The organism is Haliea salexigens DSM 19537 (assembly GCF_000423125.1).
Classification (GTDB): domain Bacteria; phylum Pseudomonadota; class Gammaproteobacteria; order Pseudomonadales; family Halieaceae; genus Haliea; species Haliea salexigens.
The window spans coordinates 19,216-41,924 of the sequence record NZ_AUHJ01000021.1 but is presented as its reverse complement, the minus strand read 5'-3'; the positions used below and the strand labels follow the sequence as shown (position 1 = coordinate 41,924).

The window sequence follows — 22,709 nt, the reverse complement described above, 5'->3', positions numbered from 1 at the left end:
GCCGGCCTACTCCCCGGAACTGAATCCCGACGAATATCTGAACTGTGATTTGAAGGCAGGCGTTCACAAGGGGCAGCCGGCACGCAACAAGAAGGAACTCAAGGCGAAGGCATTGAACCACCTGCGGAAATTGCAAAAGCTGCCCGGGCGAGTTGCCAAATACTTCGAAGCTGAGTTCATCCGCTATGCCGCTTGATATCTATTTGAATGCCGGGTTAATAATTTCGCCATGAAGCAAACGACACGGTATTTCAAGCGATACCCTGTGCGTTTGAATAGACTGATTGGGAACAGGGAGCCAGATGAAACGAAAACTCCAGGTCAGGGACAGCGGTATTCACGGTAAGGGCCTGTTCACGAGCGTGGATTTGAAGGCCGGGCAGCTGCTGGGCATGTGCAAAACCAAACCCTCCCGGGGTGCTTCCCCCTATACCTTGTGGCCGGAGGCGGGCGACCCGGTGGAGGTTACCTGCAACCTTAAATACATTAAGGATCATCTGATTAATTGCCGATGAATAGCGGACCGATCCAGTATCTTCCACTTCCCATCATTTCTGGGGCATCTCCGCGGAAACGTCATGCGGAATCGCCGGTCTATTTTGTCGTTCGGGGCAATATGGCCCCGAATAGCTGCGCATCAGGCGCAACTTCCCTGCAATTACATTCGGCTTCTACCCAACAGCGCCTTCTTTGCAACAACAAGGTTACTCAGGGCGCAGGCGACGAACAGGCGATGAGCGTTTTTCGCCAGCCCACGGTAGCGGACTTTGTTAAAGCCAAACTGCCGCTTGATAATCCCGAACTGATGCTCCACACGTGCCCGGACGCGCGACTTGTTCCGGTTTTTCGCGCGCTGGTCTTCAGTCAGCTTTCGGTTGCGGCTGCCTTTGGCCTGGGTAAAGTCTTGAGCAAGGGGGGCGTAATCGGTGATCGTCTGCTTTTGGCCGGTGTAGGCGGAGTCGCCCCAAACCCGGGTTTCTTCGCCGTGAAGCAGGTCAGGCAGGACCTGGGAGTCGTGTACGTTGGCCGCTGTCGCGACCACCGAGTGAATGAGCCGGGTTTTACTGTCGACGCCAATATGCGCCTTCATGCCGAAATACCACTGGTTACCCTTTTTCGTCTGCTTCATTTCCGGATCGCGCTCTTTCTTCTTGTTCTTGGTGGAACTCGGTGCGCTGATGATGCTGGCATCGACGATGGTGCCGCGGGATACCTTCATCCCGTTGTCCTTGAGGTACTGGTTCACCAAGTGGAACAATTGGTCGCCCAGATTGTGCTTCTCCATCAGATGGCGGAACTTGCAAATCGTGGTCTCATCCGGTGCAGGTTCGCGCCCCAGGTCGATGCCTACAAAGTTACGCAGCGCCTGGGAATCGTACAGAGCTTCTTCGGCAGCCGGATCGGAGAGGTTGAACCAGTGCTGCAGGAAGTGGATTCTCAGCATCCTCTCGATACCGACGGGTCTGCGACCGGCGCCCTCCGGCTTGGGATAGTACGGCTCAATAGCGTCACAGAGTTCTTTCCAGGGAATGATGGTTTCCATTTCCTCAAGGAACTGTTCCTTGCGGGTTTTCTTGCGGTACTTCTCGAAGCCGCTTCCAGAAAAAGAGTCCTGACGCATGGGGTTCAACCTGAATTGAAGATGCCGTCTATTATGAACGAATGCCTGAATTAATCAGAGATGCCTTAATCACAGCAACGACCCGAATGTATCGTATTACGCGGATCTCTCGGTAGTGGCGCTGCGAGACATCCAGGCGGGCGAAGAGCTCACGCATCACTACGGCGACGATTGGAGCTGACACCGGTAACGTCCTGACCGAAAAGGCCTGTGTTTGATTCGGCGCTCAGGTATCAGGCGCGGATGGGAGTGGTAACTTTACCTTGGGGCAGTACCGGATCACCCTTAGAGGCGAAACTCGATCCAGAGCGGGTAACGGTCTGAAACCCGATAGAGATTGAGCTTTTGCTGAGGCGGGCTGGATATAGATACGGCAGGAAGTCGGAACCGCCACCCCGTAGATACTCCAATACCAGCTTCAGCATCTTTGAGTCCGTCTCGAACCAGGCGATCGGATTATTGAATTTGTCGGTATCAGGCTTTGCCGGATCCCAAGAACAGGGTTCTTGGGACTGCATGCAAGTCTGTAGGCGCCGTCAGACTTGTTGAGCAAAAGAGCTCCCACAGCGCACGTTGTTGCCTGACAGCGCTGTCGACATCAGGTGTTGTCGACAACCTCCGCGGTTGGCCCGTTGGTCTTCACCGAGGTGATGCCGTTCTCCATCGCGGTTGCTCCGGAGTACATCTCACTTTTGCCAATGACCTGGCCATTGCCGGCTTTCAGAGTGAAGTAGGGCTCATTTGCTTTAGAGGTTTTGCGCTCGTAGCGGCTATCGTCTGCCGCGTTCTTCTTCACCGATTCGATGCCATTTTCTGCAGCTGCCTTACTTTCATAGAGCTCGCTGGTCAGGATGATCTGGCCGTTACCGGCCTTGAGGTTGAACATGAACTTACCACTGGGGCTTTTCTTCAGGTCGAATTTGCCTGCCATAAATCGCACTCCGGCTTGTGTTGTTCTCGTGGGGTCCCTAGGGGGGACATCGTGATTATGCGTGAGCGGGCCTGGTAACGCTACCGGGCTCGGGTGGGGTGAGTACGATGAGGCTGATCGCGACCCGCGGACACGTCCGGACGCGTCCGCGGGTGATCGTCTACGCCGCGCCCTTTTGCCAGCGCGCTGGGGTATAACGTCATTGGGTGTAAAAAACACTGCAAAATCAATGAGATAAACTCGTTTCATCCGTTGCTGAGTGAGTTGGCACAGTCTCTGCTCTGGGAAGAGGGTGGCAGGGGCACACCATGGAGAACCGGTCTCTGCCGATGATGCAGTAGTTTCTGTGGCGGCTACCGGCGGTGGTGGCCGCGTCCTCAGACAGGGAGCTTCGGGTATGTCCGTGGATGAAGTGATTCGTTATTTCGGGAACAACGCCTCGGCGGCGGCACGGGCCCTAAATACTACCCCGCATAACATTTACCGCTGGCGGCGAGAAGGTCAGGTGCCGCGGGGCCGGCAGTACGAACTTCACCTGAAAACCCGCGGCGCCCTCAAGGCCGATGGGTTTGACCCCGACGTCGACTACCTGGCGATGGGGCGGACGTTAGCGCCATGAGGTGGCGATGGTTGGCAGGTCTGGCTGTGCTGTCCGCGGGCGTGGTGGCGGAATCGCCCGAGGTCGTCATCACCAGCGAGATTCCTTTGGTTGAAAGCGCCCAGACCTGGGGCCTCAGTGAAGCCGAATTTCGGCGCTATCAACGCCTTATGGCGGGCCGGCGCGGGCAATGGTCGCCGGGTCTCGATCCCATCACAGCGCTTGGGGTGAGCACGGATTCGGCCGCGGAACGCCGGCGTTTTGCCGAGCTGTTCGTCAAGGCCGAGTTTGAACGCACTCGCAAGGAGCTCGCCTTTCAAGCCGCCGTCGATGCCGCTTGGCAACGTCTTTACCCACAGACGCCGCGCCTCGCGACCCACGGTCTACCTCAACAGACGCCAACGGTGGGCCAATTCATTCAACGCACCGCGTTGATTCTCAGGCTGGGCAGTACGACGGGCCGCAACCGTTTGATTAAGCTGCTCCAGGGTCATCCGGGCCAACTCGATGTGCACGTGGTCGGCGCTCGCGGCGATGACGCCGCGCTGCGTGACTGGGCCGCGGACGTCCCACGGCTGGAACAGGCCCTCGCCGAGGGTAGGGCAACACTCAATCACGGCGATCAATTCCGCACGGAAGTCGATCTGCCGGCCATCTACCGCAGGGATGGGGCAGGGCAATGGGCGCGCGTCGAGTGATGCACGCGCTGGTCGGTGCAGTCCTGGGAGGTCTTGCAACGTGCGCGATCGCCGACCGCGCGCGCTATGACGTGGTCGCCGACTACGTCGGCGTCCCCAGGGATATTTTCTATGCGATGGCGTTGGCAGAGACCGGGCGGGAGCGGAACGGGCAGTTCGCGCCGTGGCCCTGGACTCTGAACATCGCGGGCGAGGCCCATTTCTACCCCGATCGCGACGCGATGTTCGCCGCCCTGATGACGGCGTTGCAAAACGGTCAGTTGCGCGTCGATGTGGGGCCGCTGCAACTCAACTGGTATTGGCAGTTCGAGCGAATTGACTCGCCCTGGCGGCTTACCGACCCCGTGGTGAATGCCAAGCTCGCCGCCGCGTTCCTTAAGGAACACTTTGAGCGGTCCGGTGATTGGTGGTTGGCGGTGGGGCACTATCACCGCCCCAGTGAGACCACCGACGTGGATCGGGCAACAGCAGCGGCCTATCGCGAACGGGTGATGTCCCTGCATACGCGCTACGCCGAGAAGTCCGCCGGGCGGAGCGAGCCCATTACACTGGAGGTGGCCGATGCGCATTAGGTCGCTTCACTGCCTGCCGTTACTCATCGGGTTGGCGTTTGCGCCGGCGCAGGCCGTACAACCCGTCAGGGCACCGGTGGTGGTTTACAGCGGAGCACAGGCGGTTCCCGCGGCACCTTATATTCAATCGCTCGCCCAAACACGGTCGCAAAGCGACAGCCGCGTGAACCCTACGCCAAAGCCGGGTGTGATGCCCCTTGAAAAGCGTTTGCCCCTCATGCCCCGACAACTACGGCCCGGATCGCCGGCGCTGCGGCGGACCGAGGCACCGGTACAGCCCTTCTTTGTTATGGGCATGGATCGCGCCAGCCTCGACTGGCTGGCCAGGACACTCCCGACCCTACTGTCTATCAATGCCACCGGCATGGTGGTGCAGGCGGCGAACCGGGACGATTGGCTGCTACTGCAAAAGAAGGCGCAGGCCGCCGGTCTGTCACTGGCGCTGTATCCCGACACCGGCTTGACGGAAGCCTACGGCATCACGACCTACCCCGTGCTGGTGGTACCGCAGGGTATCTTGGAACTGGATAGGGCAGGGGAGGGCGGGCCATGAGCGCACCGATCGAAGCCCTGCTGCGTCCCCCGGTGGAACAGTCTGCCATAGCGACACACATTGCGCTGGCCCTGCTGGGCGTGGGCGCGCCCCAGGTGCTGTTGTTGCCGGGCGGCGTCGGTTATGGCCTGGCCGCTGCCTGTGCCGTGCGCGCCCTGTGGCTGTTCCGGCGCATGACCCGCTTGCTGCGCTACCAGCGTCGCTTACGGGTGTTGCCGAGTTACCGCATCCACCCTAAAAAACTCCGTGCCCCGCAAGGCGAGCTGTTTCTGGGCCGGGGTTTTCTGTGGGATGCGCGGCATACCCAGCGCTACGCCGATACCCAGCGCACCGAGCACTACCATTTCGACCGCCGCGGTCTGTTCTATCGGAGCGTACGGGCGACGGTGGGCGCCGTCAGCACCACACCCCTGAAACCGCTGATGGCACCACTGAACAGCCAGTGGCTGCTGAACCCCTTTCCACCGCGGCCCTATGTCGAGGGCAGCCCGGAACTGCACGGGGTCGGCCTGTTCGAGAAGGAGCAGGACGTCACCCTGCAGCAGGCCGAACGAGTCGCCCACACCTTTGTCGTCGGCACCACCCGGGTCGGCAAAACCCGTCTGCTGGAAGTGATCGCCAGTCAGGATATCCGCAGTGGCGACGTGGTCATCGTCTTTGATCCCAAAGGGGACGGTGATCTGCTGGCGCGCCTGTATACCGAGGCCCGCCGGGCGGGCAGGGCCGGGGAGTTCCAGGTGTTTCACCTGGGCTTTACCGAACAGTCGGTGGCCTATAACCCGGTGGGCTCGTTTTCCCGGGTGACGGAAGTCGCGAGCCGCATCGCCGGGCAACTGCCCAATGAAGGTAATTCCGCAGCTTTCAGGGAGTTCGCCTGGCGCTACGTCAATGTGCTGGCGAAGGTACTCGATGTCCTTGGCGAGCCCATCAACTACCAGGTGCTGCTGGAGTGCAGTACGGATATCGACGCCCTGGTGGTGCGCTACCTCGCCTGCGTGGCCCGGCAACAGCAATTCGAGGACTGGGCCGAACAGCTAGCGGATCTGGTCGAGAGCGAGGCGAAAATGCCGACGCAATATAAAGGCCGGGATCGCACCGCCTGGGCCAGTGTCGAGCTTTTCCGACGCCATGGTCTGAGTGACCCCACGGCCACCTCGCTGATCAAAACCTTCGAGCACGACAAGAGCCACTTCGACAAGCTGGTGGCCAGCCTCTATCCCCTGCTGGAAAAACTCACTTCGGGACCGGTGGCGCGCCTGCTCTCCCCGGAGAGTAATCCCGAGGACACCACCGAGCGGCTGTCGTGGAAACGGGTGATCGAGCGCGGCGGCATTGTCTATGTGGGCCTCGATGCCCTCTCTGACCCGGATGTCGCCAGTGCCGTGGGTAACGCCATGTTCGCGGACCTCACGTCAGTTGCTGGCAGTCTCTATAAGGACGCCCAGCGCGGCGCTCCCCTGAAAAAAGTCTGCGTCCACGCGGATGAGTTCAATGAGCTGGTGGGCAGGGAGTTCATTCCACTGGCCAACAAGGCCGGTGGCGCCGGCTTCCAGTTGACGGTCTACACCCAAACGCTTTCCGACATCATCGCCCGCTTCGATAACCCGGCGCGGGCGGGGCAGGTGGTGGGCAACCTCGGTACCATCATCATGCTGCGGGTCAAGGAAAAAGCCACCGCGGAACTGCTGACCACACGCCTGAAGGACGTCGAGATCAACCATCTCATGTTGGACTCGGGCAGCACTGACAGCGCCGACCCCACCAATGATGTGCACTTCACCTCGAGCACCCGCCAGCGGATCTCCAGCCAGCGGGTGCCGATGATTCACGCCGGGGACCTGGATGCGCTACCCAAAGGCCATGCCTTCGCCCTGATCGCCGGCCGACTCTACAAGCTGCGCCTGCCGTTGTTTTCCGACGACGCGGAGCTGCCCAGCGGCCTGCAGGCCATGGTCGAGGCCATGCGCCGGGACTACCAGCACAGCTATACCGCGAGCACCGACTGGGCGACCCCGACGCCCCTGGGCTGGCAATCATGAGCCGCAATGCAACCGCCCACACTGCGCGGGATGACGCACCGGCAAGACCGGTCAAGCGCGGTCCGATCGGCATGACGCTGGCCATCCTGGGTGCCCTGATCGGTGCGGCACTGACCGCTTCGCTGCTCTCGGTGCTGCTGGAATGGGCCGGGATCGCGCTGGGTTGGTGGCCGGGCACCCACAGCCGTGGCCTGCTCATCACCGAGCGCAACTATGTCGAGGCTATCGACGACTACCCGCTGTCACCTCTACGGCCCACGGAGCTCACCGCCATGGCCTGGGGCCAATTCGACCGGGGCCTGTCTTTTGTCGGACTCACGGCGTCGGCGGGCGTGTATGGGGTGGCAGCGATCAACACCGTGAAGCTCTTGTTGCTGCGTCTGGTGATCGTGGTGCTGGCCCTGCCCGGTTACGTACTGGCGATCGTGGCCGGCCTGTTCGAAGGCCTGGTGGCACGGGACATCCGCAAGTTCACCGGCGGCCATGAGAGCGCCTACGTGTTCCATAAAGCCAAACGCTGGATCGCCCCGAGCGTGATGGTCACCGTGACGCTGTACCTGATGCTGCCTTGGTCGGTGCCCCCGGCGCTGCTGTTCGCGCCGACCATGTTGCTGACCGCCGGGATGGTCTACATCGCCGCCAGCCGGTTCAAGAAGTTCGTGTAGGAGACAGGGACGCCATGCCACTGATGAGCCCCGCACAGCAGACCGCCTTCAACGGTGCCAATGGCAGCGGTCACAGCGCGGCGGATGTGCACACCCTGGTGGTATCGGTGCTGATTGTTCTGATGTTGGTATGGCTCGCCTGGGTCGCGATCAGTGCCTACCAGCTCCTCAAGACTCCAGGGGTCAAGACCCCGGAGGCCGCCGGCAAGGTTGTCCGCGCGGCATTCATCGCGATGGTCATTATGGCCGTCGCCAACATCGTGTGGGGAACCTGAGAGGACCTGACCATGCAACGAGTGAACATCTTGATCACCGCCTATCAAGGCATCCAGGCGCGCTGGCGCGCCAGCCGGCAGCGCCTGGGGCTGTACGTTACCGGTCTCGTGCTGGGCGCCGGTACTAGCGGCGCACTGGCCCAGGGCCTGCCGACCACGGCGCCGCCGTCCCGGGGCAGCACGGACGGTGACTATATCGGGCTGATGCAGGACTACGCCTTCGATATTGGCGTCTTCATCGGCCTGGCGCTGGCCACGCTGGCCATGATCGTCGTGGTGAAAAACACCATGGGCGCGTATTCCGAGGTGCAGGACGGCAAGGGCACCTGGGGACAACTGGGCATCAACTTTGGCGCCGGCGTACTGCTGTTGGTGTTCATCGTCTTTCTGCTGACCGAGGCGGCGACGATTCTCTGATGAGTGCACGCCGCGACATCGACTTTTTGCCCGACCGGCTCAATGAGGAGCCGGTCGTCTTCCTGTCGATGACCAACTCGGAGATCAAGTACGCCGCCCTACTGTGCCTGGGCGTCTGGGTGCCGGTGTCGACGCTGGTGGGTGCGCTGCTGGGATTTGCCCTGATGGGCTTCGCGCTGTCTCTGGCCTTCGTGTTCGGCAGCCTGTGGTTGATCGGCAAGCGCCTGCGGATCGTCAAGCGCGGCAAACCCCGGCAGTACCACGTCATCGCGATCCAGGCCTGGCTGCAGGATCGCGGTCTGGCGCCGCGCACCCTGGTTCGGGAAAGCCGCAGCTGGGACATCCACCGCTGGAGAACGCCATGAGCCGATACGACAGCCTGGTCCATTCCAAGGACGCGATGATCCGCCTGCTGCTGGGTGTGCTCGCGATCCTCAGCCTGCTCCTGCTGGTCGCCCTGGTCGGCTGGAGCCGGGCGCCCGACAACATCCGCCTGCACTATCCACCGGATTTGAGCCGCGGTGCGGTGCAGCAGCTCGGCGACATCCCGAAGGCCAGCATCTATGTCTTTGCCCACTACGTGTTCCAGCAGCTCAATCGCTGGCCTGCGGACGGCAAGGAGGACTACTACAACCAGATTCACAGCCTGCGGGCGTTCTTTACGCCCGCCTGTTTTGAGGAGCGATTGCAGGACCTGGACGAGCGCGAGCGCGAGATCAACGGTCGCCAGCGTTCCGTCTGGGAAATCCCCGGCCGGGGTTTCTCCAATGCCCGGGTGCAGGTGGTGGCTCCCAACCAGTGGGTGGTCGGCCTTGACCTGCACGTGCAGGAAACCTACCGGGGAGAGCGGGTCAAGGATCGCCTGATTCATTATCCCCTGCGCGTGGTGGCCTATGACGTCGATCCGCAGGCCAATCCCTGGGGACTGGCGCTGGATTGCCTGGCCGATGTGCCGCGAGTCATCGAGATCAACGAACCGGAAGGGGAGGGTGCCACATGAGACGGATGCGACAAGGGCTGCAATGCCTGGTGCTGCTGTGCCTGGCGGCTGGCAGCGTACTCAGTGGCGCGGCGCACGCGGAAACGGTGGTGTGGCGCAAGACACCCATCGCGCTGGAGCTGGTGGTGGGTGTGGAACAACTGCTGATATTGCCGAGCAATGCCGAGGTTGGCTTGCCGCCAGCACTGACCAATCCCAATGTGTTCCGGACCCTGGTCACCGGTGGCGCGGCCTACTGGACAGCGCTGGAGCCCTTCGACACGCAGCGGGTGCAGCTGCGCCTGGAGAGCGGTGAGTTCCTGTTATTCGATGTCAGCGCCCGCACCCTCAAGCAACCGCCAGCGACCGTGGACACCCTGCAGGTGGTGCTGGCGGGGAGCGAGACCTTCCTGGGTGAGCCGGGTTTAAACGCCGGCGGCCCGCTGCCGGGCGAGGCCAATCTGTTCGAGTTGTTGCGCTATGCCGCCCAGTCGATCTATGCGCCCCAGCGCCTGATCGCACCGCTGCCGGGCGTCAAAAAAGTCCCGGTGGGACTGGCGGGCAACCAGGGCCGCCTCTATGACGCGGGCCGTCATCCACTGGTGATCCAGCCCTATCAGGCCTGGTCCGCGGGCGACTTCTTCGTCACGGCCTTCGTGGTGACCAACGAGGCGAGTCACCCGGTGGCGCTGGATAACCGCAAGGTGATGCATACACCCAACGCCCACCGCACCGGGGTTGATCCCCACTTTATCGCCAGCGCCTTCTATACCCGGAGCCTGCCAGGTCGCAACACCGGGACCACGGGCGACAACCGCACCACCTTGTTCGTGGTCACGGACCGGCCCATCCGCAACGTGATCCGGGGGGCAGGCCAATGAGTGCGATCGGGGCGAATCGCTGGGTGCAGGTCGGCAGCGCGGCGCTGCTGCTTCTGGTGATGCTCCTGCTGTTTCGGGGCTGCGGCCGGGAGCACCGCACCACGGAGGAGGCCCTGCGGGTGGCCGGTGGCGCTCCGGTGTCACGGGGGCTGGCCGTTGATCTGGGCGTCGAAGGCGACACCGAAGCGGACACGGTGAAAACCCTGGTGGCGGAAGTGAAAAACCTGCGCGATGAAGCGGATGCCCTGCGTGACTCCAATGTCGCGTTACGCAAGGACAACGCCGAGCTGCGCAAGATGGAATCCCGGCTGGGGCGAGGCCTCAATACCGAGCTCAACAATACCCGCCGCGAAGTACAGGCTCAGCTGGACGACGATGTGCAGCGGGTGCGACAGCAACTGCGCGAACTCGAGGAACACGCGCGGGACGTCGAGGGCCGCCTGGCCAGTGGTGGTCTATCCGCCGGCGGCTTTGCCGGCAGCGGTACCGGCGCGGCGGTCGCCCCGGACGCCATCACCTGGGTGGCGCCGCTGGGCAGCGGGATTGGCGGCGCGGGGAACAGCCTGAGCGATCACCTGAACCGGGTGACCGGCCGAAGCGGGCAAGGCCTGGGCCTGCCGACGGCTGCGAGTGGCTCCACCGCCGAGGAAGCCCCGGTGCCCTGGTACACGGTGCCGCGTAACGCGACCCTGATGAATGCCACCGCCATGACCGCCCTGGTGGGCCGGGTACCCATCGGGGCGCAGGTGACCGACCCCTACAGCTTCAAGGTCATCATCGGGACCGACAACCTGGCCGCCAATGGTATCGAGGTCCCCGAAGTGGCCTACGCCATTGCCAGCGGCAAGGCGGTGGGGGACTGGACTCTCGGTTGCGTGCGCGGGGATCTGCACTCCATCACCTTCGTATTTGAGGACGGGACCATCCGGACGGTGCCGAAAGCGGAGAACGTCTACGAGGGCAACACCCAGCAGCGGAACATCGTCATCGGTGAGCTCTCCGACGAATACGGCAACCCCTGCGTGGTGGGGCAGCGTATCTCCAACGCCTCCACCTACCTCGCCCAGCGCATCGGAGTGGTCAGTGCCGCGGCGGCGGCGGAAGCGGCGGCTGCCAGCCAGACCACGCAGATCACCACCTTCGATGGCGGTGGCGCCGGGGTGGGCACCATCGTCACCGGCGACATGGGCGAGTACATCCTCGGTCAGGCGATCGCCGACGGCAGCCTGGAAATCGCCCGCTGGCTGGATGAACGTCAGGCCCAGCAGTTCGACGCCATTTATGTCGATCCCGGCGCCCGGGTCAGCCTGCACATCACCGAGCAACTGGAAATCGATTACGACCCCAACGGTCGGCGCACCAACCATGTGAGTGCCCGCCAAGGAGACTACCGTGCACTGGACTAAACCCGCTGTGTTGACCGCCGTGCTGGCACTGGGTGGTTGCGCTACCCAGGACACTATCCTCCCGGAGACGGAGGACACCATGCTGGACATCTATCGCGGGGCAATGACGGCTCAAGGGCAGAGCGACCTCGATCCCCCGCAGGCGGTGGATGTTTGTAAAGAGCTCGCCCTGGCGGACGCGGCAACGTCTATCGAGGATTGCGAGGACACCGTGCGCGAGCACGCCGCGGCCCTGTACCGGCACATCGACGCGCAACCGGCCGGCGAGGATCTCGATTACCTGCCCTACACCCGGGAGGTCGCTACCGAAATCGACAACCTGTTCCCGCGCCTCGACAACCCCGACATCGTCATTTACATCTACCCGCACCTGGCGACCCGCACCCGCGCGCCGATCCCTGGCTACAGCACCGTGATCCCCCTGTATGACCAGGTGCATTACCGCCTGCCGGGCGAGTCACAACGCACCACGCCGACCGCGCTGGCCGGCGCCGCCGTGACGACGGGCACCCCCCAGGACACCCCGGCGGGCACCGGCCAGCGTGCGCCCAACACCCGTTCCTCCGAGGAGCGCTATCACAAGAGCAGTCACCTTGAGGGGCGCCCCCTGGCACCCGAAGCAGCGCCAGACACCGCGCGGGATGACGCTGCCGGGGAACGGCCCGGCGACGCCATTGTGGAGGGCGAGCAATGACCGCCTCGGAACCGACACCCCGGCGTGCGGACGTGGTGCGCAAGCGGCCGCTCTCGAAATCCGCGCAGCAGGGCCTCTACCGGCGCCAGCGCTCCTTCGTGGACTTCCTGCCCTGGGTTGAGGTGCTGCCCGAGCACAAGGCGATCCTGTTGGCTGATGGGGTCAGTGTCGGAGCCGTCCTGGAAGTGACCCCGATTGGGACCGAGGGGCGTACCGCGGACTACCTGGGTCAGGTGCGCGACACGCTGCAGGATGCCCTGCAGGACAGTTTCGATGAACACGATACCGCGCCCTGGGTGATCCAGACCTACACCTTCGATGAGCCAGACCTCGATGGGCCCGCGACCGCGGTGGCGAACTATGTGCGTCCCGCCGCCCGCGGGTCTGACTATACCGAGGCCTACCTGGCCCTGCTCAACCGCCACTACCGCGGGATCAGCAAGCCCGGTGGTCTGTTTACGGACACCGTGGTGACCCACAGTCCCTGGCGCGGCGCGGTGCGACGCAACCTGCTGGTGCTGTACCGCAAGTTCCCGGCCCACAAGCGCCGACGGGGCAAGCACGAGCCCTTGATGGATCGCGACATGGCGCTACTGGATTTGTCCGATGCGGTGGACAAGTTCACCCATGCCCTGCAGCCCGCCGGGGTCCAGGTGCGGCGGCTCAGTGGCTCCGAATTCCACGACTGGCTGCTGGGGTTTTTCAACCACGGCACGGACTTGTTTGGCGGCGACCTGAAGGCCTTTATGCGGGAAACCCGCTGCGATGACGAGACGCTGCCCTACGGGGACCGGTTCGCCGAAACCCTGTTCTATACTCACCCGCGCAGTGACCAGGACAACCAGTGCTGGTGGTTCGGCCCGTCCGCCTTGCGCTGCCTGTCGATCGATGGCTTGCGCCGGCGCCCCGCGGTCGGGCAGGTCACCGGGGAGACCCGGCGGGGAGATGCCCACAACACCCTGATCGACTTCCTGCCGCCTGGCAGCGTGTTCGTGAGTACCCTGGTGGTGATCCCCCAGGACACGGTGGAGAGCCACATCCAGGCCATTGACGCTTCGGCCATTGGCGAGAACAGCGAGTCGGCCCAGGTACGCAAGGACTGCGAGACGGCGCGGGAGATTCTGGCCTCCCGGCAGAAGTTCTACCGGGCCCAGTACGCCGTGTACCTGCGTGGTCACTCAGTGGCCGAGCTCAACGAGCGCACCACGGCCCTGCGCGCACGCTTGCTGAATTACGGCTTCCGGGCCATCGCGCCGCGGGATGATTTCACGGCGCTGGACGCGGCGATCCGCAACCTGCCGATGGTCTACGACCCCGCGCAGGATGCCAGGGAGGGCTGGCGGGGCGCCCAGATCACCCTGGTGCAGCACATGGCCAACCTGTCGTGCTTCTTCGGGCGTGCCCGGGGGACCGGCCATCCCGGGATTGCGCTGTTCAACCGGGGTGGCGAGCCGATGTTCTTCGATCCCCTGAATCCCGCCGACCGCCAGAAAAATGCCCATATGTTGATCCTGGGGCCCACCGGGGCGGGCAAGTCCGCCTCGGTGATTGCCATGCTGGCCCATGTGATGGCGATCCACCGGCCGCGGCTGTTCGTGATCGAGGCCGGCAATTCCTTCGGGCTGCTCGGGCAGTGGTTTGCCTCCCTCGGCCTGTCGGTCAACCAGGTGTCATTGAAACCCGGCAGCGGTGTAACCCTGAGCCCCTTCGCTGACGCCCATCTCTTGCTCGATATCGATGGCCCGGTCTTCGATACATTGGAGGCCGCGCCGGCGGAGGACGACGAAGACGAGCCCCGGGACATCATGGGCGAACTGGAGATCGTGGCCCTACTGATGATTACCGGCGGCGAGGAGCGTGAGGCGCGGGAGATCCGCCGGGCCGACCGCAGCATGATCCGCCGGGCGATTCTCGAGGCGGCACGGGCCGCCCACGCAGAGGACCGGCCGACCCTGACCCAGTATGTGCGCGATGCGTTTTTTACCCTCGCAGAACAGGCCCAGACCGACATGGAAGCGAACAAACTGCGCAACATGGGCCAGGCCATTGATATGTACACCCACGCATTCAACGGCGAGGTGTTCAATTCGGCCGGAACCCCCTGGCAGGAGGCGGATGTCACCATCATCGATCTGGCCACCTTCGCCCGGGAGGGCTACGAGGCCAACCTCGCCATCGCCGTGATCAGCTGCCTTAACCGGATCAACCACATCGCGGAGCGCGATCAGTTCACGGACCGGGAGATCGTCGTGACCATCGACGAGGCCCACGTGATCACCACCAACCCGCTGCTGGCGCCGTTTCTGGTGAAAATCGTGAAGATGTGGCGCAAGCTCGGCGCCTGGCTGTGGAGCGCCACCCAGAACATGGAGGATTACCCGGCGGCCGCCAAGAAGATGTTGAACATGGTCGAGTGGTGGCTGTGCCTGGTGATGCCCAAGGAGGAGGTCGAGGCCCTGGGCGAATACCGCCAGCTCGATGATGGCCAGCGCGCGATGTTGCTCTCCGCCAGCAAGGCCCCCGGCAAATACACTGAAGGGGTGTTGATGACCGAGCGTCATGAGTACCTGGCCCGCAATGTGCCGCCGTCACTGATGTTGGCCCTCGCCCAGACCGAGAAGCACGAAAAAGCCACGCGCAACGCCCTGATGCGCGAGCATGGCTGTTCCGAACTGGAGGCGGCGTTGAAAGTGGCGGCGCAGATCGACCGGGCCCGGGGGATCGGTCATGCGTAGTGTGCTGCACCGACTGTTCCTTCTTCTTTATATGGCCCCGGCCCACGGGCTGGAGGTCACGGTCTTCACCGCTGAGGATCTGCCGCCGCTGCGTGGGCTCGAACAGGCCACGGCGGTCTATACCCTGGGTGACCCCCGGATGCCATTGGCGCGGCTGACGTTTGCCAACCCTGGCGATACTGAACAGGCGAAGCGCGAGGCGCTGGACCGGCTGAGCTCGCCGACCGGCCGGGCGGTCCTGGAGGCCGTGCGCGACAAAGCCACCGCGGCGGCGATGGCGCAACTGCTGCAAATCGAGCGCTTGCCCGCGGTGCTGGTATCGCCGGGCTATGTGGTGTACGGCATCTACGATGTGGCCGAGGCCCTGCGTAAAGTGGAGGCCTACCGTGCGACTCCCTAGCGCGTGCCTGCTGTGCCTGGCGCTGTGGTGGGGAGCCGGACCGGCCAGCGCGCAGATTACTGGTGGTAATGCCACCGTCAGCACCACCGAGATTGTCACCGCGGCCTTGGACCTTACCTGCCAGGCTTACCAGCCCATCGGCATCTGTATCTGGATGACCTGTACCCCACTGGGGTGTGAGTTCGACTTCTCGGTGCGGGCGGAGCACTACATCCCCGAGGTGGTGGTGACCGCCTACCCCTTTCTCGGCAACACCAGCTGGCCAGAATCCAATGGCTTTGCCCGACCCACCGAGTTTGCGGAGGACGGCGGTGCCAGCGACGAAGGTGGCGCGACCGTGCGCGAGCAGGCGCTCAAATTCAAAAACAGCGATGTGATTGGCTCGCCGGGCGTGGCCGATTACTGGCTGCTCGCGGCGGCCAGCACCGAGGCGTTGCCCTTCTGTACACCCCTCACATACCCGATGACGCCCTATTTTGTGAGCAGCTTTGACCCGGCCTGGCGCGAGCCCACGGTCGAGGCGGGCCTGTCGCTGCTCCATGTTTTCGAGCGGGTAGGGCGGGGCGCCGCCACCTTTGCCAGCCTGTACCCGCGGCATGGCTTCGTCACCCAGGGCCACGACTATAAAAGTGCGCTGACCGCGGCGATCCGGGCGATGGATATCGTCAGCCAGAACTACCAGCCCCATGTTTATGTGCCGCTCGATGCGTACGGCACCCCGGGGCAGGGCCAGTGGCCACCGCAGGGTTTGGCTGAGGCGCGGTATCAGCAACTGACGCCGACCCTCGAGGCCTGCGCCGTACTGCCCGATATCGACGACACCCTCAATCCCCATGACCCCTATGCGGGGCGGCTGAACCAGACCCGTGGCAACGCCTGGCAGGTGTGGCGCCCCTACCGTTGCTGCGAGCCCGCCGGGGCCGTACTGATTTTTACGCTCTAGGAGGCGCCGATGGCTCGCATGACCCGAACACTCCTGACGCTCTCCATGGTGCTCGGGACCGTGTTTTCCAGCGTCGTGGTACAGGCCACTGACCAGACGTTCTATTACGGCATCGGTGGCGGCGAGCCGATTTCCAGACCGGCGAGCAATCGCAACAGCACGGTGCGGGTCGGTGGCGATGTGGCTTGGAACACCGACCTGATGTGCGGGAATTTCGATATGTCGGTCTCGGTCAGTGAGCAGCTGGCGGGCATCAAGGGCTCGTTCTCCGACCTCATGGACAATGTCATCAGCGCGGCCACCGGCGCGGTGGCTTCCCTGCCGGCCCTGGTCATCCAGCGGGTGAACCCGGCCCTCTACGATCTGCTCCAAAACGGGGTGCTGCAGGCCTCCGAAGAATTTCAGATCGCCCGAACCTCCTGCGAGGAGCTGGTGGGCAAGATGGAAGAGGTGATCGGCAATGACCGCTGGGAAACCGTGGCCAAGGGCGGCTGGTGGGGCGAGCAATCCGTGGGTGGCGCGGAGATCCTGCAGACCAAGGAGGATGCTGATTCTGATGGTGTGGACCGGGGTGTGGTGTGGGTCGGCGGCGGTCGCCGTGGCGGCCGCAACCAGCCGCCGATAGAACCCGTCGAGGATGCGGCCAGGGCCGGCTACAACCTGCTGCTCAACCGCACGGCCACCAACACCACCAGTGCCACTGCAACCTGCGCCGGGGCGGCGATCTGCGAGGAGTGGGAGACCCCGCAGGCCTTCGGCGACTGGACGGTGCGAGTGGTAGGCGATAAATCCATCCGCACCTGTAACGGCTGCGACAAGATCGAAGTGCAGGCCGGGATGGGCCTGGCCCATGAGGTCGCCCGGCTCTCCGAGGACATCGACATCGAGCTGACCGCGCTGGTGGCGGCGGCCGGTGCCCCCACCGCCGCTGAACTGGAGGCCGTGTCCGGTGGCCCCAACCTGCGTATCTCCCGCCCAGTAATCGAGGCGCTGCGCGAGGAAAACGTGAACCTGCAGCCGCAACTGATTACCCGCCTGGCCGGGGAAATGGCGCTGGCCCGGACAATGGAGCGGGCCATGATTGCGCGCCGTGCTCTGCTCGCCGGCCGCGATGAGCCCAATGTGGCGAATGTCGCCGTGGGCGTCGAGGAAATCGAGCGCTACATCGGTGAACTGGAGCAGGATATTGACAACCTGCTCTACGAGATCGACATCCGCCAGCGAGTGGCGACCAGCATGCCCGCGGCCCTGTTGCAGCGGCAGGCCGCGCGCAACCAGGTCATGCAGGTGGAACCGGTACCGCCCTCCACCTTCCGCGACGGGGCGAATACGCCATGAGCTGGCGCTGGGCCGGCAAAGGCCTGGGCTGGTTGGCTCTCACTGGGGCGGTCCTCGTGGGGATGACCCTGGTCCTGTGGTGGTGGGGCATGGACCCCCGTGCGCCGGGAGAACGGGTCGGTGAGTTGAACACCGCGATTGCGCCCTGGCGCACGGTACTGCAGGTGCTGCGAGTCATCCTCTGGTGTCTGGCAGGGTATTACTGGGAAACCCTCGGCCAGCGCCGGCTCAGGTTGACACCGGATCAGCTACGGCAGTGGATGCGACTGCGGCGTACCGTCATTGGCGGGTTGCTCATCCTCGAGGGACTGATCGTGCTCAGTCGGCTCCTGGGCGCGGGATAAGGAACAGGGCGATGGGCGTAGCGAGTTACTTTGAATTTGTGACGACCCTGTTCGGATGGATTCTGTACCAGGGCATCTGGGCGGTGCTGGTGGATACCGGCATCGTGTTTATCCCCATCATCGCCATGGTGCTCGGTCATGTCCTGGAAAGTCACAAGGGCGGGGATGATGAGGGCTCCGCCGCGATCCAGTCGCTCAAGAAGATTGAGGCCGACTTCATCGCCATGCTCGGCGTGCTGATTTTCGCGGCGATCCCCATGCTCGATGTCGAGCTGACCGACATGGAGTACCACAAGCCGGCCCTGCGCTGTACCGACACCCCGGAAACCATTCCCGGCACGGCGACCGGGACCACCTACGATGCGACGCTGGCCACCATGGCCGACCAGACCGGGTCTATCCCCCTGTGGTGGGCGATGCTGCATTGGCTGTCCAAGGCGGTGACCGCCGCGTCGGTCGCGGCGATTCCCTGCTCCTACGATGTGGCGAGCGTTGAGTACCGCCTGGCCGAAGCGAACCTGGAAGATCCTGTGCTCAACCAGGAGCTGGAGCAGTTCAAGAACGACTGTTGGCAGCCGGCATACTCCCGCCTCAGTCGGACCAACCTGGCCAGCCTGACCCAGGCGGAGAAGCACGACGCCACTTGGCTGGGCTCCGAGTACCTATTGGGCTCGGGACTGTATGACCGCTACTACAGCACCGTGCCCAACCCGCAATTTGCGTTTGATGCGACCCGTGATGCGGGCTATGAGTCCTATCAGGTGGAAGGCGGCTTTCCGGATTGCCGGGATTGGTGGAGCGATGGCGCTGTGGGGCTGCGCCGTCGGGTGCTGGACAATATCCCGGCCGATCTGCGCAACGAAATGATCTACAACGCGGACAACCTGATCCAGGAAACCTCGACGGTGACGCTCAGCGCATCGGAGCGGGAGGACGTGTTCCTGCGCAAATACCTGGCCGTGAAGCGTACCGCGGAGGCAGTGGGTTCTGACATGCCCCTGGCGGTGACCTACGGCGATGGCGCTGAGCAGGTTCGCCAGGGGCGGTTCGCCGATTGGCGTAACAGCGAGAATCTGCTGCTCCAGAGCGCCGGAAACGTCCTCAATACCGGTGCCTACCTGATCCTGGGAGAGGCGGCGCGGGATGCCGGCGAGGTGGGCGTGGCCCTGATCGGCTCGGCCCTGAAGGCCCCCGCGGCGATGGGGGAAGGCTATGCCATGCGCAACGGTATCAGCCTCTTCCAGCCCCTGGCGCTCATGATGATGATCATAGCGCTACCGTTCTTGTTGATATTCGGGCGCTATGGCCTGCGTGCACTGGTCACACTCAGCGTGATCTACTTCGGGTTCCATTTCCTGACCTTCATCTGGGCCGTCGCCTTCTGGGTCGATAACAACCTGATGCACCTGCTGACCAGTGCCGGCGGCCTGAGCGTGTTTGCCTCGGGTACCAGCGTCACCCAGTCGTTGATCCTGCTTTATATATCCCGGTTTTTGTACATCGTGTTTCCCATACTCTATCTCACTGCGGTTGGATGGGTTGGCTTCCAGTCAGGAAATGTGGTGGGTCAACTAACGACGTTTAGTGGGAATGTTGGCTCTATCGGTGCCACAGGTGGACAGTTTGCGGGACAGGTGGCGACAAAAGCCGCCACGAAGGGGAGGACCTAGAGTGAATCGCGTACGTGGTTCGGGTCGAGGTCGTAGCGGCCATCCCCAGTGGGCGAGTCACGGAAGAAATATTCATCAGATTCGCGGACGGCGCGATCCAAGTCTGACTCCTCGCGATTCTGAAAATCACCCTGACGCAGGACTTCGACTGCAGCAGAACCGATCCCGCTCAAGAGATTGGTACTGGCGCGCGTCAGTCCAAAGAAAATGTCTTTCATCGTCATCTCACCGCCCTCCGAGCCGGTGTGTCGTCTTTTCAAGCATAGCACGACATCCGGCAGGGGAGGGTGGTGGATTCAGGGTGTGCCCGTCACGGCTGATCCCGCAAAATAGGCGTGATACGCGGACGCATTGGCCTGATCAGTGGGCTCAGTAGTTTGTTTCATCAAATGCCGCCAGGAGGTTGGTCTATGCAGCGAACAACACTCATGCTTGAACTGGAGCCGCGCCAGGTGAAGGCGTTGCTGGCCTTTACCCGGCAGGTGTCGCGAGACGAGGTAAAGCGTCTGCTGGGCGAGGACGTCGACCCGGAGGCGGTGATCAGTGCGCTGGAAGAATTCCATTGGCAGCTGGCATCCTCGGGCGACCGCGAGGCCCTGGAACTGATGTCGAGATATGGATGATGGGAGAAACCGGGATGCTGACTCTGACACGCAGGGTGGGAGAAACCCTCCACATTGGTGACCACACGGCAATTGTGGTTGAAGCACTCGAAAACGGGAAGGTCAGGATCAAGGTGCAGAGTGACCAGGCAACACGGACGGTGCGGGCAGATGGCAGGCCAGCCGATCGGCCCGTCCTTGGCCTGAGCTCCAGCCGAGACCGATGAGGGTCTTTGTTGCGGAAAAGCCCTCGCTGGGGCGGGCCATCGCGGCGGTGTTGCCGGGTCCCCAGGAGCGGCACAAGACACACATTCTCTCAGGCGAGGGTAACGTGGTGGTCTGGTGCGCCGGTCATCTCCTGGCCCAGTGCATGCCGGAGGACTACAACCCCGCCCACGAGAAGTGGGAACTCGAGCACCTGCCCATTGTCCCCGATGATTGGCGGCTCAAGCTGGCCCCGAAGGCCCGCGAGCTCTACAACACCATCAAGCGCTATGTGAAACAGGCCACAGTGATTGTTCATGCTGGGGATCCGGATCGGGAAGGGCAGTGGGTTGTCGATGCGGTACTCGAGCAGATTGGCATCGGCAACACCCCGGTTAAGCGCGTCCTGATCAGTGACATGAATCCGCCGGCGGTGCGCAAGGCCTTGCGCGCGATGCCGGACAACGCCCAGTACCGCGGTTTGCGTGATGCCGCGGTGGGCCGCGCACGGGCGGATTGGCTCTACGGACTCAATTTGACGAGACTCTACACCCTGAAGGGACGGAGCGCGGGTCTTTCCGGTGTGCTGAGTGTCGGTCGAGTGCAGACCCCGGTGTTGGGCCTGGTCGTGCGTCGGGACCGCGAGATCGCCGATTTTCAGGCGCACCCGTTCTATGCGGTAGAGGCCAGTGTGACGGCCGATGGCGCCGATTTCACCGCCCAGTGGAGACCAGGCGAGCGAGCAGAACCCTACCTTGACCCCGACGGGCGTGTGATCGACAGGGCCTATGCGCAATCCGTTGCATCCGCACTGACCGGGCAGGCGGGCCAGGTCATGGCATTCGCTCGCAAGCCGGAGAAAATTACACCGCCCTTGCCATTTTCCCTGCCCGAGTTGCAGAAGTTGGCCGCCAAACTGAAGGGTCTCTCTCCCCGGCGAACCCTCGATCTGGCCCAGTCTCTCTATGAAAAGCACCAACTGCTGACCTACCCGCGCTCGGATTGTCCCTACCTGCCCCAGGACCACCACGCTGAGGCCAGTGAAGTACGCGAAGCGATCGCCCGGACCTTGGGCCTGGACCATCACCTGGCGCCTCTGACGGATGCGGTGGATCTGACCCGGCATGGCCGCTGCTGGAACGACAGTAAGGTGACGGCGCACCATGCCATTATCCCGACCACGAGAGCCCTGTCGTCAGCAAGCCTGTCACCCGATGAACACTTCATCTACAGCCTGGTGGCGCACCGCTACCTGCTGCAGTTTCTTCCGCCCCGGGAATTGCAGAAAACCGCGGTTGACATCGTAGTGCCGACCTCGGTCGGCGATGAGAGACTGCAGGCGAAGCAGGCCCTGGAGGTCGATGCGGGCTGGTATGCCTGGAGACACGCGCTGGCGGTCGTAGACGTAGCTGACAAGGCAACCGATGAGCCGGAGGAGGAGGGCGGAGCGCCGCTGCCTATCCTGAAACCGGGGCAGCGCATTGAGGTGACCGACACACACCTGCAGGAAAAGATGACCACGCCACCGAAGCCCTTCACCGAAGCGATGCTACTGGACGCCATGACCGGGGTAGCCCGGTTTGTGGAGGATCCGTTGATCAGAAAGGTGCTGCGGGAAACGGATGGCCTTGGTACGCCGGCCACCCAAGCAACGATACTTGAGACGCTATTCAAGCGGGATTATCTCGAGAAGCAGCGCAAGACGGTGGTGTCCACGGATCTGGGCAAGGCGCTGATTGATGCACTGCCTGAGTTTGTGACCCTCCCCGATATGACTGCGTTGTGGGAGCTCAATCTGAACCAGATCGTGGAAGGCGACGAGATGCTTGCTCATTTTATGAGCAGCATCCAAGGGCACGTGGAAGGCCTGGTGGAGGAGGGTGCCGGTGGATTGGTAATCCCGGAGGCGCTGAAGGGCAAACGCGCGCCACTCCGGAAAACGACCCGGAAGCGGACGTCAGGGAATGGTATAAAGACCGCCACTACTCACCCTTGCACTCGCGAAGGCTGCAACGGTCAGCTACGCCGGATCAAAGGCAAACACAGGTTTTTCTGGGGATGCTCCAACTATCGCCAGGGCTGTCGAGAGACCCTCAAAGACATTCGGGGAAAACCAGCCAGGGCCTCAGCTAAGGCTTAGCACC

At 63.0% G+C, this 22,709-nt stretch carries 27 protein-coding genes and 1 pseudogene; 25 read left to right on the top strand and 3 right to left on the bottom strand.

Annotated elements, in window-relative coordinates:
* Together G533_RS0117045 and G533_RS22565 are read left to right on the top strand one after the other, a co-directional pair.
* Nucleotides 1-196, top strand: a pseudogene (locus G533_RS0117045) (IS630-like element ISPa47 family transposase); the annotation flags it as partial.
* Nucleotides 197-302: 106 nt separating this feature from the next.
* Entirely contained in the window at nt 303-515 is a 213-nt protein-coding gene (locus G533_RS22565; protein ID WP_051230570.1) for an SET domain-containing protein, read from the top strand.
* A 143-nt stretch (nt 516-658) separates the two neighbouring features.
* Here G533_RS22565 and G533_RS0117035 read toward each other — a convergent pair whose 3' ends face one another.
* Nucleotides 659-1,621 (bottom strand): IS5 family transposase, encoded by a 963-nt coding sequence (locus G533_RS0117035; RefSeq protein ID WP_027951002.1) that lies wholly within the window; start codon nt 1,619-1,621, stop codon nt 659-661.
* A 49-nt stretch (nt 1,622-1,670) separates the two neighbouring features.
* Between G533_RS0117035 and G533_RS25400 the strand changes: the two genes are divergently transcribed.
* Nucleotides 1,671-1,802, top strand: coding sequence for an SET domain-containing protein-lysine N-methyltransferase (locus tag G533_RS25400; RefSeq protein WP_084639091.1), 132 nt, complete (start codon nt 1,671-1,673; stop codon nt 1,800-1,802).
* A 417-nt stretch (nt 1,803-2,219) separates the two neighbouring features.
* On the opposite strand, the gene G533_RS0117030 is transcribed toward G533_RS25400, so the two are convergent.
* Complete coding sequence (locus G533_RS0117030) at nt 2,220-2,552, bottom strand: YegP family protein (protein ID WP_027951001.1); 333 nt, start codon at nt 2,550-2,552, stop codon at nt 2,220-2,222.
* Between the two features lie 397 nt (nt 2,553-2,949).
* Between G533_RS0117030 and G533_RS22560 the strand changes: the two genes are divergently transcribed.
* Genes G533_RS22560 through G533_RS0116935 form a run of 19 tightly spaced genes read left to right on the top strand, consistent with a single transcriptional unit; the run spans nt 2,950 to nt 19,759 of the window.
* Nucleotides 2,950-3,171, top strand: a complete 222-nt coding sequence (locus G533_RS22560; protein WP_035528724.1) for a Cro/CI family transcriptional regulator — start codon at nt 2,950-2,952, stop codon at nt 3,169-3,171.
* Between the two features lie 11 nt (nt 3,172-3,182).
* Entirely contained in the window at nt 3,183-3,848 is a 666-nt protein-coding gene (locus G533_RS22555; protein ID WP_051230568.1) for a TIGR03759 family integrating conjugative element protein, read from the top strand.
* Nucleotides 3,845-4,420, top strand: a complete 576-nt coding sequence (locus G533_RS23655; RefSeq protein WP_144079926.1) for a lysozyme family protein — start codon at nt 3,845-3,847, stop codon at nt 4,418-4,420. Before G533_RS22555 ends, G533_RS23655 begins: the two co-directional genes overlap by 4 nt.
* On the top strand, nt 4,410-4,973 hold the full coding sequence (locus tag G533_RS23650; RefSeq protein ID WP_051230564.1) for a PFL_4695 family integrating conjugative element protein: 564 nt from the start codon (nt 4,410-4,412) through the stop codon (nt 4,971-4,973). Before G533_RS23655 ends, G533_RS23650 begins: the two co-directional genes overlap by 11 nt.
* Nucleotides 4,970-7,012, top strand: coding sequence for a type IV conjugative transfer system coupling protein TraD (gene traD / locus G533_RS0117005; protein WP_027951000.1), 2,043 nt, complete (start codon nt 4,970-4,972; stop codon nt 7,010-7,012). Before G533_RS23650 ends, traD begins: the two co-directional genes overlap by 4 nt.
* Nucleotides 7,009-7,677 (top strand): IncC plasmid conjugative DNA transfer DtrJ family protein, encoded by a 669-nt coding sequence (locus tag G533_RS0117000; protein ID WP_027950999.1) that lies wholly within the window; start codon nt 7,009-7,011, stop codon nt 7,675-7,677. Before traD ends, G533_RS0117000 begins: the two co-directional genes overlap by 4 nt.
* Nucleotides 7,678-7,691: 14 nt before the next feature.
* Entirely contained in the window at nt 7,692-7,952 is a 261-nt protein-coding gene (locus tag G533_RS22535; RefSeq protein WP_035528721.1) for a TIGR03758 family integrating conjugative element protein, read from the top strand.
* A 12-nt stretch (nt 7,953-7,964) separates the two neighbouring features.
* A complete protein-coding gene (locus tag G533_RS0116990) occupies nt 7,965-8,369 on the top strand; it encodes a TIGR03745 family integrating conjugative element membrane protein (protein ID WP_035528720.1) in 405 nt (134 codons plus the stop codon).
* On the top strand, nt 8,369-8,734 hold the full coding sequence (locus G533_RS0116985) for a TIGR03750 family conjugal transfer protein (RefSeq protein WP_027950997.1): 366 nt from the start codon (nt 8,369-8,371) through the stop codon (nt 8,732-8,734). The genes G533_RS0116990 and G533_RS0116985 overlap by 1 nt, the downstream gene beginning before the upstream one ends.
* Nucleotides 8,731-9,369: a PFL_4703 family integrating conjugative element protein gene (locus G533_RS0116980; protein ID WP_027950996.1), complete on the top strand. Its 639-nt coding sequence runs from the start codon at nt 8,731-8,733 to the stop codon at nt 9,367-9,369. The genes G533_RS0116985 and G533_RS0116980 overlap by 4 nt, the downstream gene beginning before the upstream one ends.
* Complete coding sequence (locus tag G533_RS0116975) at nt 9,366-10,229, top strand: DUF3438 family protein (protein WP_084639085.1); 864 nt, start codon at nt 9,366-9,368, stop codon at nt 10,227-10,229. Before G533_RS0116980 ends, G533_RS0116975 begins: the two co-directional genes overlap by 4 nt.
* Nucleotides 10,226-11,635, top strand: a complete 1,410-nt coding sequence (locus tag G533_RS0116970; protein ID WP_027950994.1) for a TIGR03752 family integrating conjugative element protein — start codon at nt 10,226-10,228, stop codon at nt 11,633-11,635. Before G533_RS0116975 ends, G533_RS0116970 begins: the two co-directional genes overlap by 4 nt.
* Entirely contained in the window at nt 11,622-12,329 is a 708-nt protein-coding gene (locus G533_RS22530; protein ID WP_205622647.1) for a TIGR03751 family conjugal transfer lipoprotein, read from the top strand. Before G533_RS0116970 ends, G533_RS22530 begins: the two co-directional genes overlap by 14 nt.
* On the top strand, nt 12,326-15,064 hold the full coding sequence (locus tag G533_RS0116960; protein WP_027950993.1) for a conjugative transfer ATPase: 2,739 nt from the start codon (nt 12,326-12,328) through the stop codon (nt 15,062-15,064). The genes G533_RS22530 and G533_RS0116960 overlap by 4 nt, the downstream gene beginning before the upstream one ends.
* Complete coding sequence (locus G533_RS23645; protein WP_051230560.1) at nt 15,057-15,464, top strand: DUF1525 domain-containing protein; 408 nt, start codon at nt 15,057-15,059, stop codon at nt 15,462-15,464. Before G533_RS0116960 ends, G533_RS23645 begins: the two co-directional genes overlap by 8 nt.
* A complete protein-coding gene (locus tag G533_RS0116950) occupies nt 15,451-16,407 on the top strand; it encodes a TIGR03756 family integrating conjugative element protein (RefSeq protein WP_027950992.1) in 957 nt (318 codons plus the stop codon). The genes G533_RS23645 and G533_RS0116950 overlap by 14 nt, the downstream gene beginning before the upstream one ends.
* Before the next feature lie 18 nt (nt 16,408-16,425).
* On the top strand, nt 16,426-17,745 hold the full coding sequence (locus G533_RS22520; RefSeq protein ID WP_158413434.1) for an integrating conjugative element protein: 1,320 nt from the start codon (nt 16,426-16,428) through the stop codon (nt 17,743-17,745).
* The gene (locus G533_RS0116940; RefSeq protein ID WP_027950991.1) at nt 17,742-18,089 is read left to right on the top strand and encodes a hypothetical protein; all 348 of its coding nucleotides are present in this window, start codon (nt 17,742-17,744) and stop codon (nt 18,087-18,089) included. Before G533_RS22520 ends, G533_RS0116940 begins: the two co-directional genes overlap by 4 nt.
* An 11-nt stretch (nt 18,090-18,100) precedes the next feature.
* Complete coding sequence (locus tag G533_RS0116935) at nt 18,101-19,759, top strand: conjugal transfer protein TraG N-terminal domain-containing protein (protein ID WP_027950990.1); 1,659 nt, start codon at nt 18,101-18,103, stop codon at nt 19,757-19,759.
* Here the strand turns inward: G533_RS0116935 and G533_RS0116930 are convergent.
* On the bottom strand, nt 19,756-19,977 hold the full coding sequence (locus G533_RS0116930; RefSeq protein ID WP_144079925.1) for a hypothetical protein: 222 nt from the start codon (nt 19,975-19,977) through the stop codon (nt 19,756-19,758). The two genes, G533_RS0116935 and G533_RS0116930, sit on opposite strands and share 4 nt — an antisense overlap.
* A gap of 192 nt (nt 19,978-20,169) precedes the next feature.
* Here G533_RS0116930 and G533_RS0116925 point away from each other — a divergent pair, with 192 nt between their 5' ends.
* From G533_RS0116925 to G533_RS22515, 3 genes are read left to right on the top strand one after another with little or no spacing between them, the layout of a single operon-like run.
* A complete protein-coding gene (locus G533_RS0116925; RefSeq protein WP_027950988.1) occupies nt 20,170-20,382 on the top strand; it encodes a hypothetical protein in 213 nt (70 codons plus the stop codon).
* Nucleotides 20,379-20,588: a carbon storage regulator gene (locus G533_RS25395; protein ID WP_027950987.1), complete on the top strand. Its 210-nt coding sequence runs from the start codon at nt 20,379-20,381 to the stop codon at nt 20,586-20,588. The genes G533_RS0116925 and G533_RS25395 overlap by 4 nt, the downstream gene beginning before the upstream one ends.
* Entirely contained in the window at nt 20,585-22,705 is a 2,121-nt protein-coding gene (locus tag G533_RS22515) for a DNA topoisomerase III (RefSeq protein ID WP_051230556.1), read from the top strand. Before G533_RS25395 ends, G533_RS22515 begins: the two co-directional genes overlap by 4 nt.
* The last annotated feature ends 4 nt before the right edge of the window (nt 22,706-22,709 follow it).

Excerpts from the sequence above, each read along its gene's own strand:
- G533_RS22565 (WP_051230570.1), top strand. The coding sequence starts at position 303 with ATGAAACGAAAACTCCAGGTCAGGGACAGCGGTATTCACGGTAAGGGC.
- G533_RS0117035 (WP_027951002.1), bottom strand. The coding sequence starts at position 1,621 with ATGCGTCAGGACTCTTTTTCTGGAAGCGGCTTCGAGAAGTACCGCAAG.
- G533_RS0117030 (WP_027951001.1), bottom strand. The coding sequence starts at position 2,552 with ATGGCAGGCAAATTCGACCTGAAGAAAAGCCCCAGTGGTAAGTTCATG.
- G533_RS22560 (WP_035528724.1), top strand. The coding sequence starts at position 2,950 with ATGTCCGTGGATGAAGTGATTCGTTATTTCGGGAACAACGCCTCGGCG.
- G533_RS23650 (WP_051230564.1), top strand. The coding sequence starts at position 4,410 with ATGCGCATTAGGTCGCTTCACTGCCTGCCGTTACTCATCGGGTTGGCG.
- traD (WP_027951000.1), top strand. The coding sequence starts at position 4,970 with ATGAGCGCACCGATCGAAGCCCTGCTGCGTCCCCCGGTGGAACAGTCT.
- G533_RS0117000 (WP_027950999.1), top strand. The coding sequence starts at position 7,009 with ATGAGCCGCAATGCAACCGCCCACACTGCGCGGGATGACGCACCGGCA.
- G533_RS22535 (WP_035528721.1), top strand. The coding sequence starts at position 7,692 with ATGCCACTGATGAGCCCCGCACAGCAGACCGCCTTCAACGGTGCCAAT.
- G533_RS0116990 (WP_035528720.1), top strand. The coding sequence starts at position 7,965 with ATGCAACGAGTGAACATCTTGATCACCGCCTATCAAGGCATCCAGGCG.
- G533_RS0116985 (WP_027950997.1), top strand. The coding sequence starts at position 8,369 with ATGAGTGCACGCCGCGACATCGACTTTTTGCCCGACCGGCTCAATGAG.
- G533_RS0116980 (WP_027950996.1), top strand. The coding sequence starts at position 8,731 with ATGAGCCGATACGACAGCCTGGTCCATTCCAAGGACGCGATGATCCGC.
- G533_RS0116975 (WP_084639085.1), top strand. The coding sequence starts at position 9,366 with ATGAGACGGATGCGACAAGGGCTGCAATGCCTGGTGCTGCTGTGCCTG.
- G533_RS0116970 (WP_027950994.1), top strand. The coding sequence starts at position 10,226 with ATGAGTGCGATCGGGGCGAATCGCTGGGTGCAGGTCGGCAGCGCGGCG.
- G533_RS0116960 (WP_027950993.1), top strand. The coding sequence starts at position 12,326 with ATGACCGCCTCGGAACCGACACCCCGGCGTGCGGACGTGGTGCGCAAG.
- G533_RS23645 (WP_051230560.1), top strand. The coding sequence starts at position 15,057 with ATGCGTAGTGTGCTGCACCGACTGTTCCTTCTTCTTTATATGGCCCCG.
- G533_RS22520 (WP_158413434.1), top strand. The coding sequence starts at position 16,426 with ATGACCCGAACACTCCTGACGCTCTCCATGGTGCTCGGGACCGTGTTT.
- G533_RS0116940 (WP_027950991.1), top strand. The coding sequence starts at position 17,742 with ATGAGCTGGCGCTGGGCCGGCAAAGGCCTGGGCTGGTTGGCTCTCACT.
- G533_RS0116935 (WP_027950990.1), top strand. The coding sequence starts at position 18,101 with ATGGGCGTAGCGAGTTACTTTGAATTTGTGACGACCCTGTTCGGATGG.
- G533_RS0116930 (WP_144079925.1), bottom strand. The coding sequence starts at position 19,977 with ATGAAAGACATTTTCTTTGGACTGACGCGCGCCAGTACCAATCTCTTG.
- G533_RS0116925 (WP_027950988.1), top strand. The coding sequence starts at position 20,170 with ATGCAGCGAACAACACTCATGCTTGAACTGGAGCCGCGCCAGGTGAAG.
- G533_RS25395 (WP_027950987.1), top strand. The coding sequence starts at position 20,379 with ATGATGGGAGAAACCGGGATGCTGACTCTGACACGCAGGGTGGGAGAA.
- G533_RS22515 (WP_051230556.1), top strand. The coding sequence starts at position 20,585 with ATGAGGGTCTTTGTTGCGGAAAAGCCCTCGCTGGGGCGGGCCATCGCG.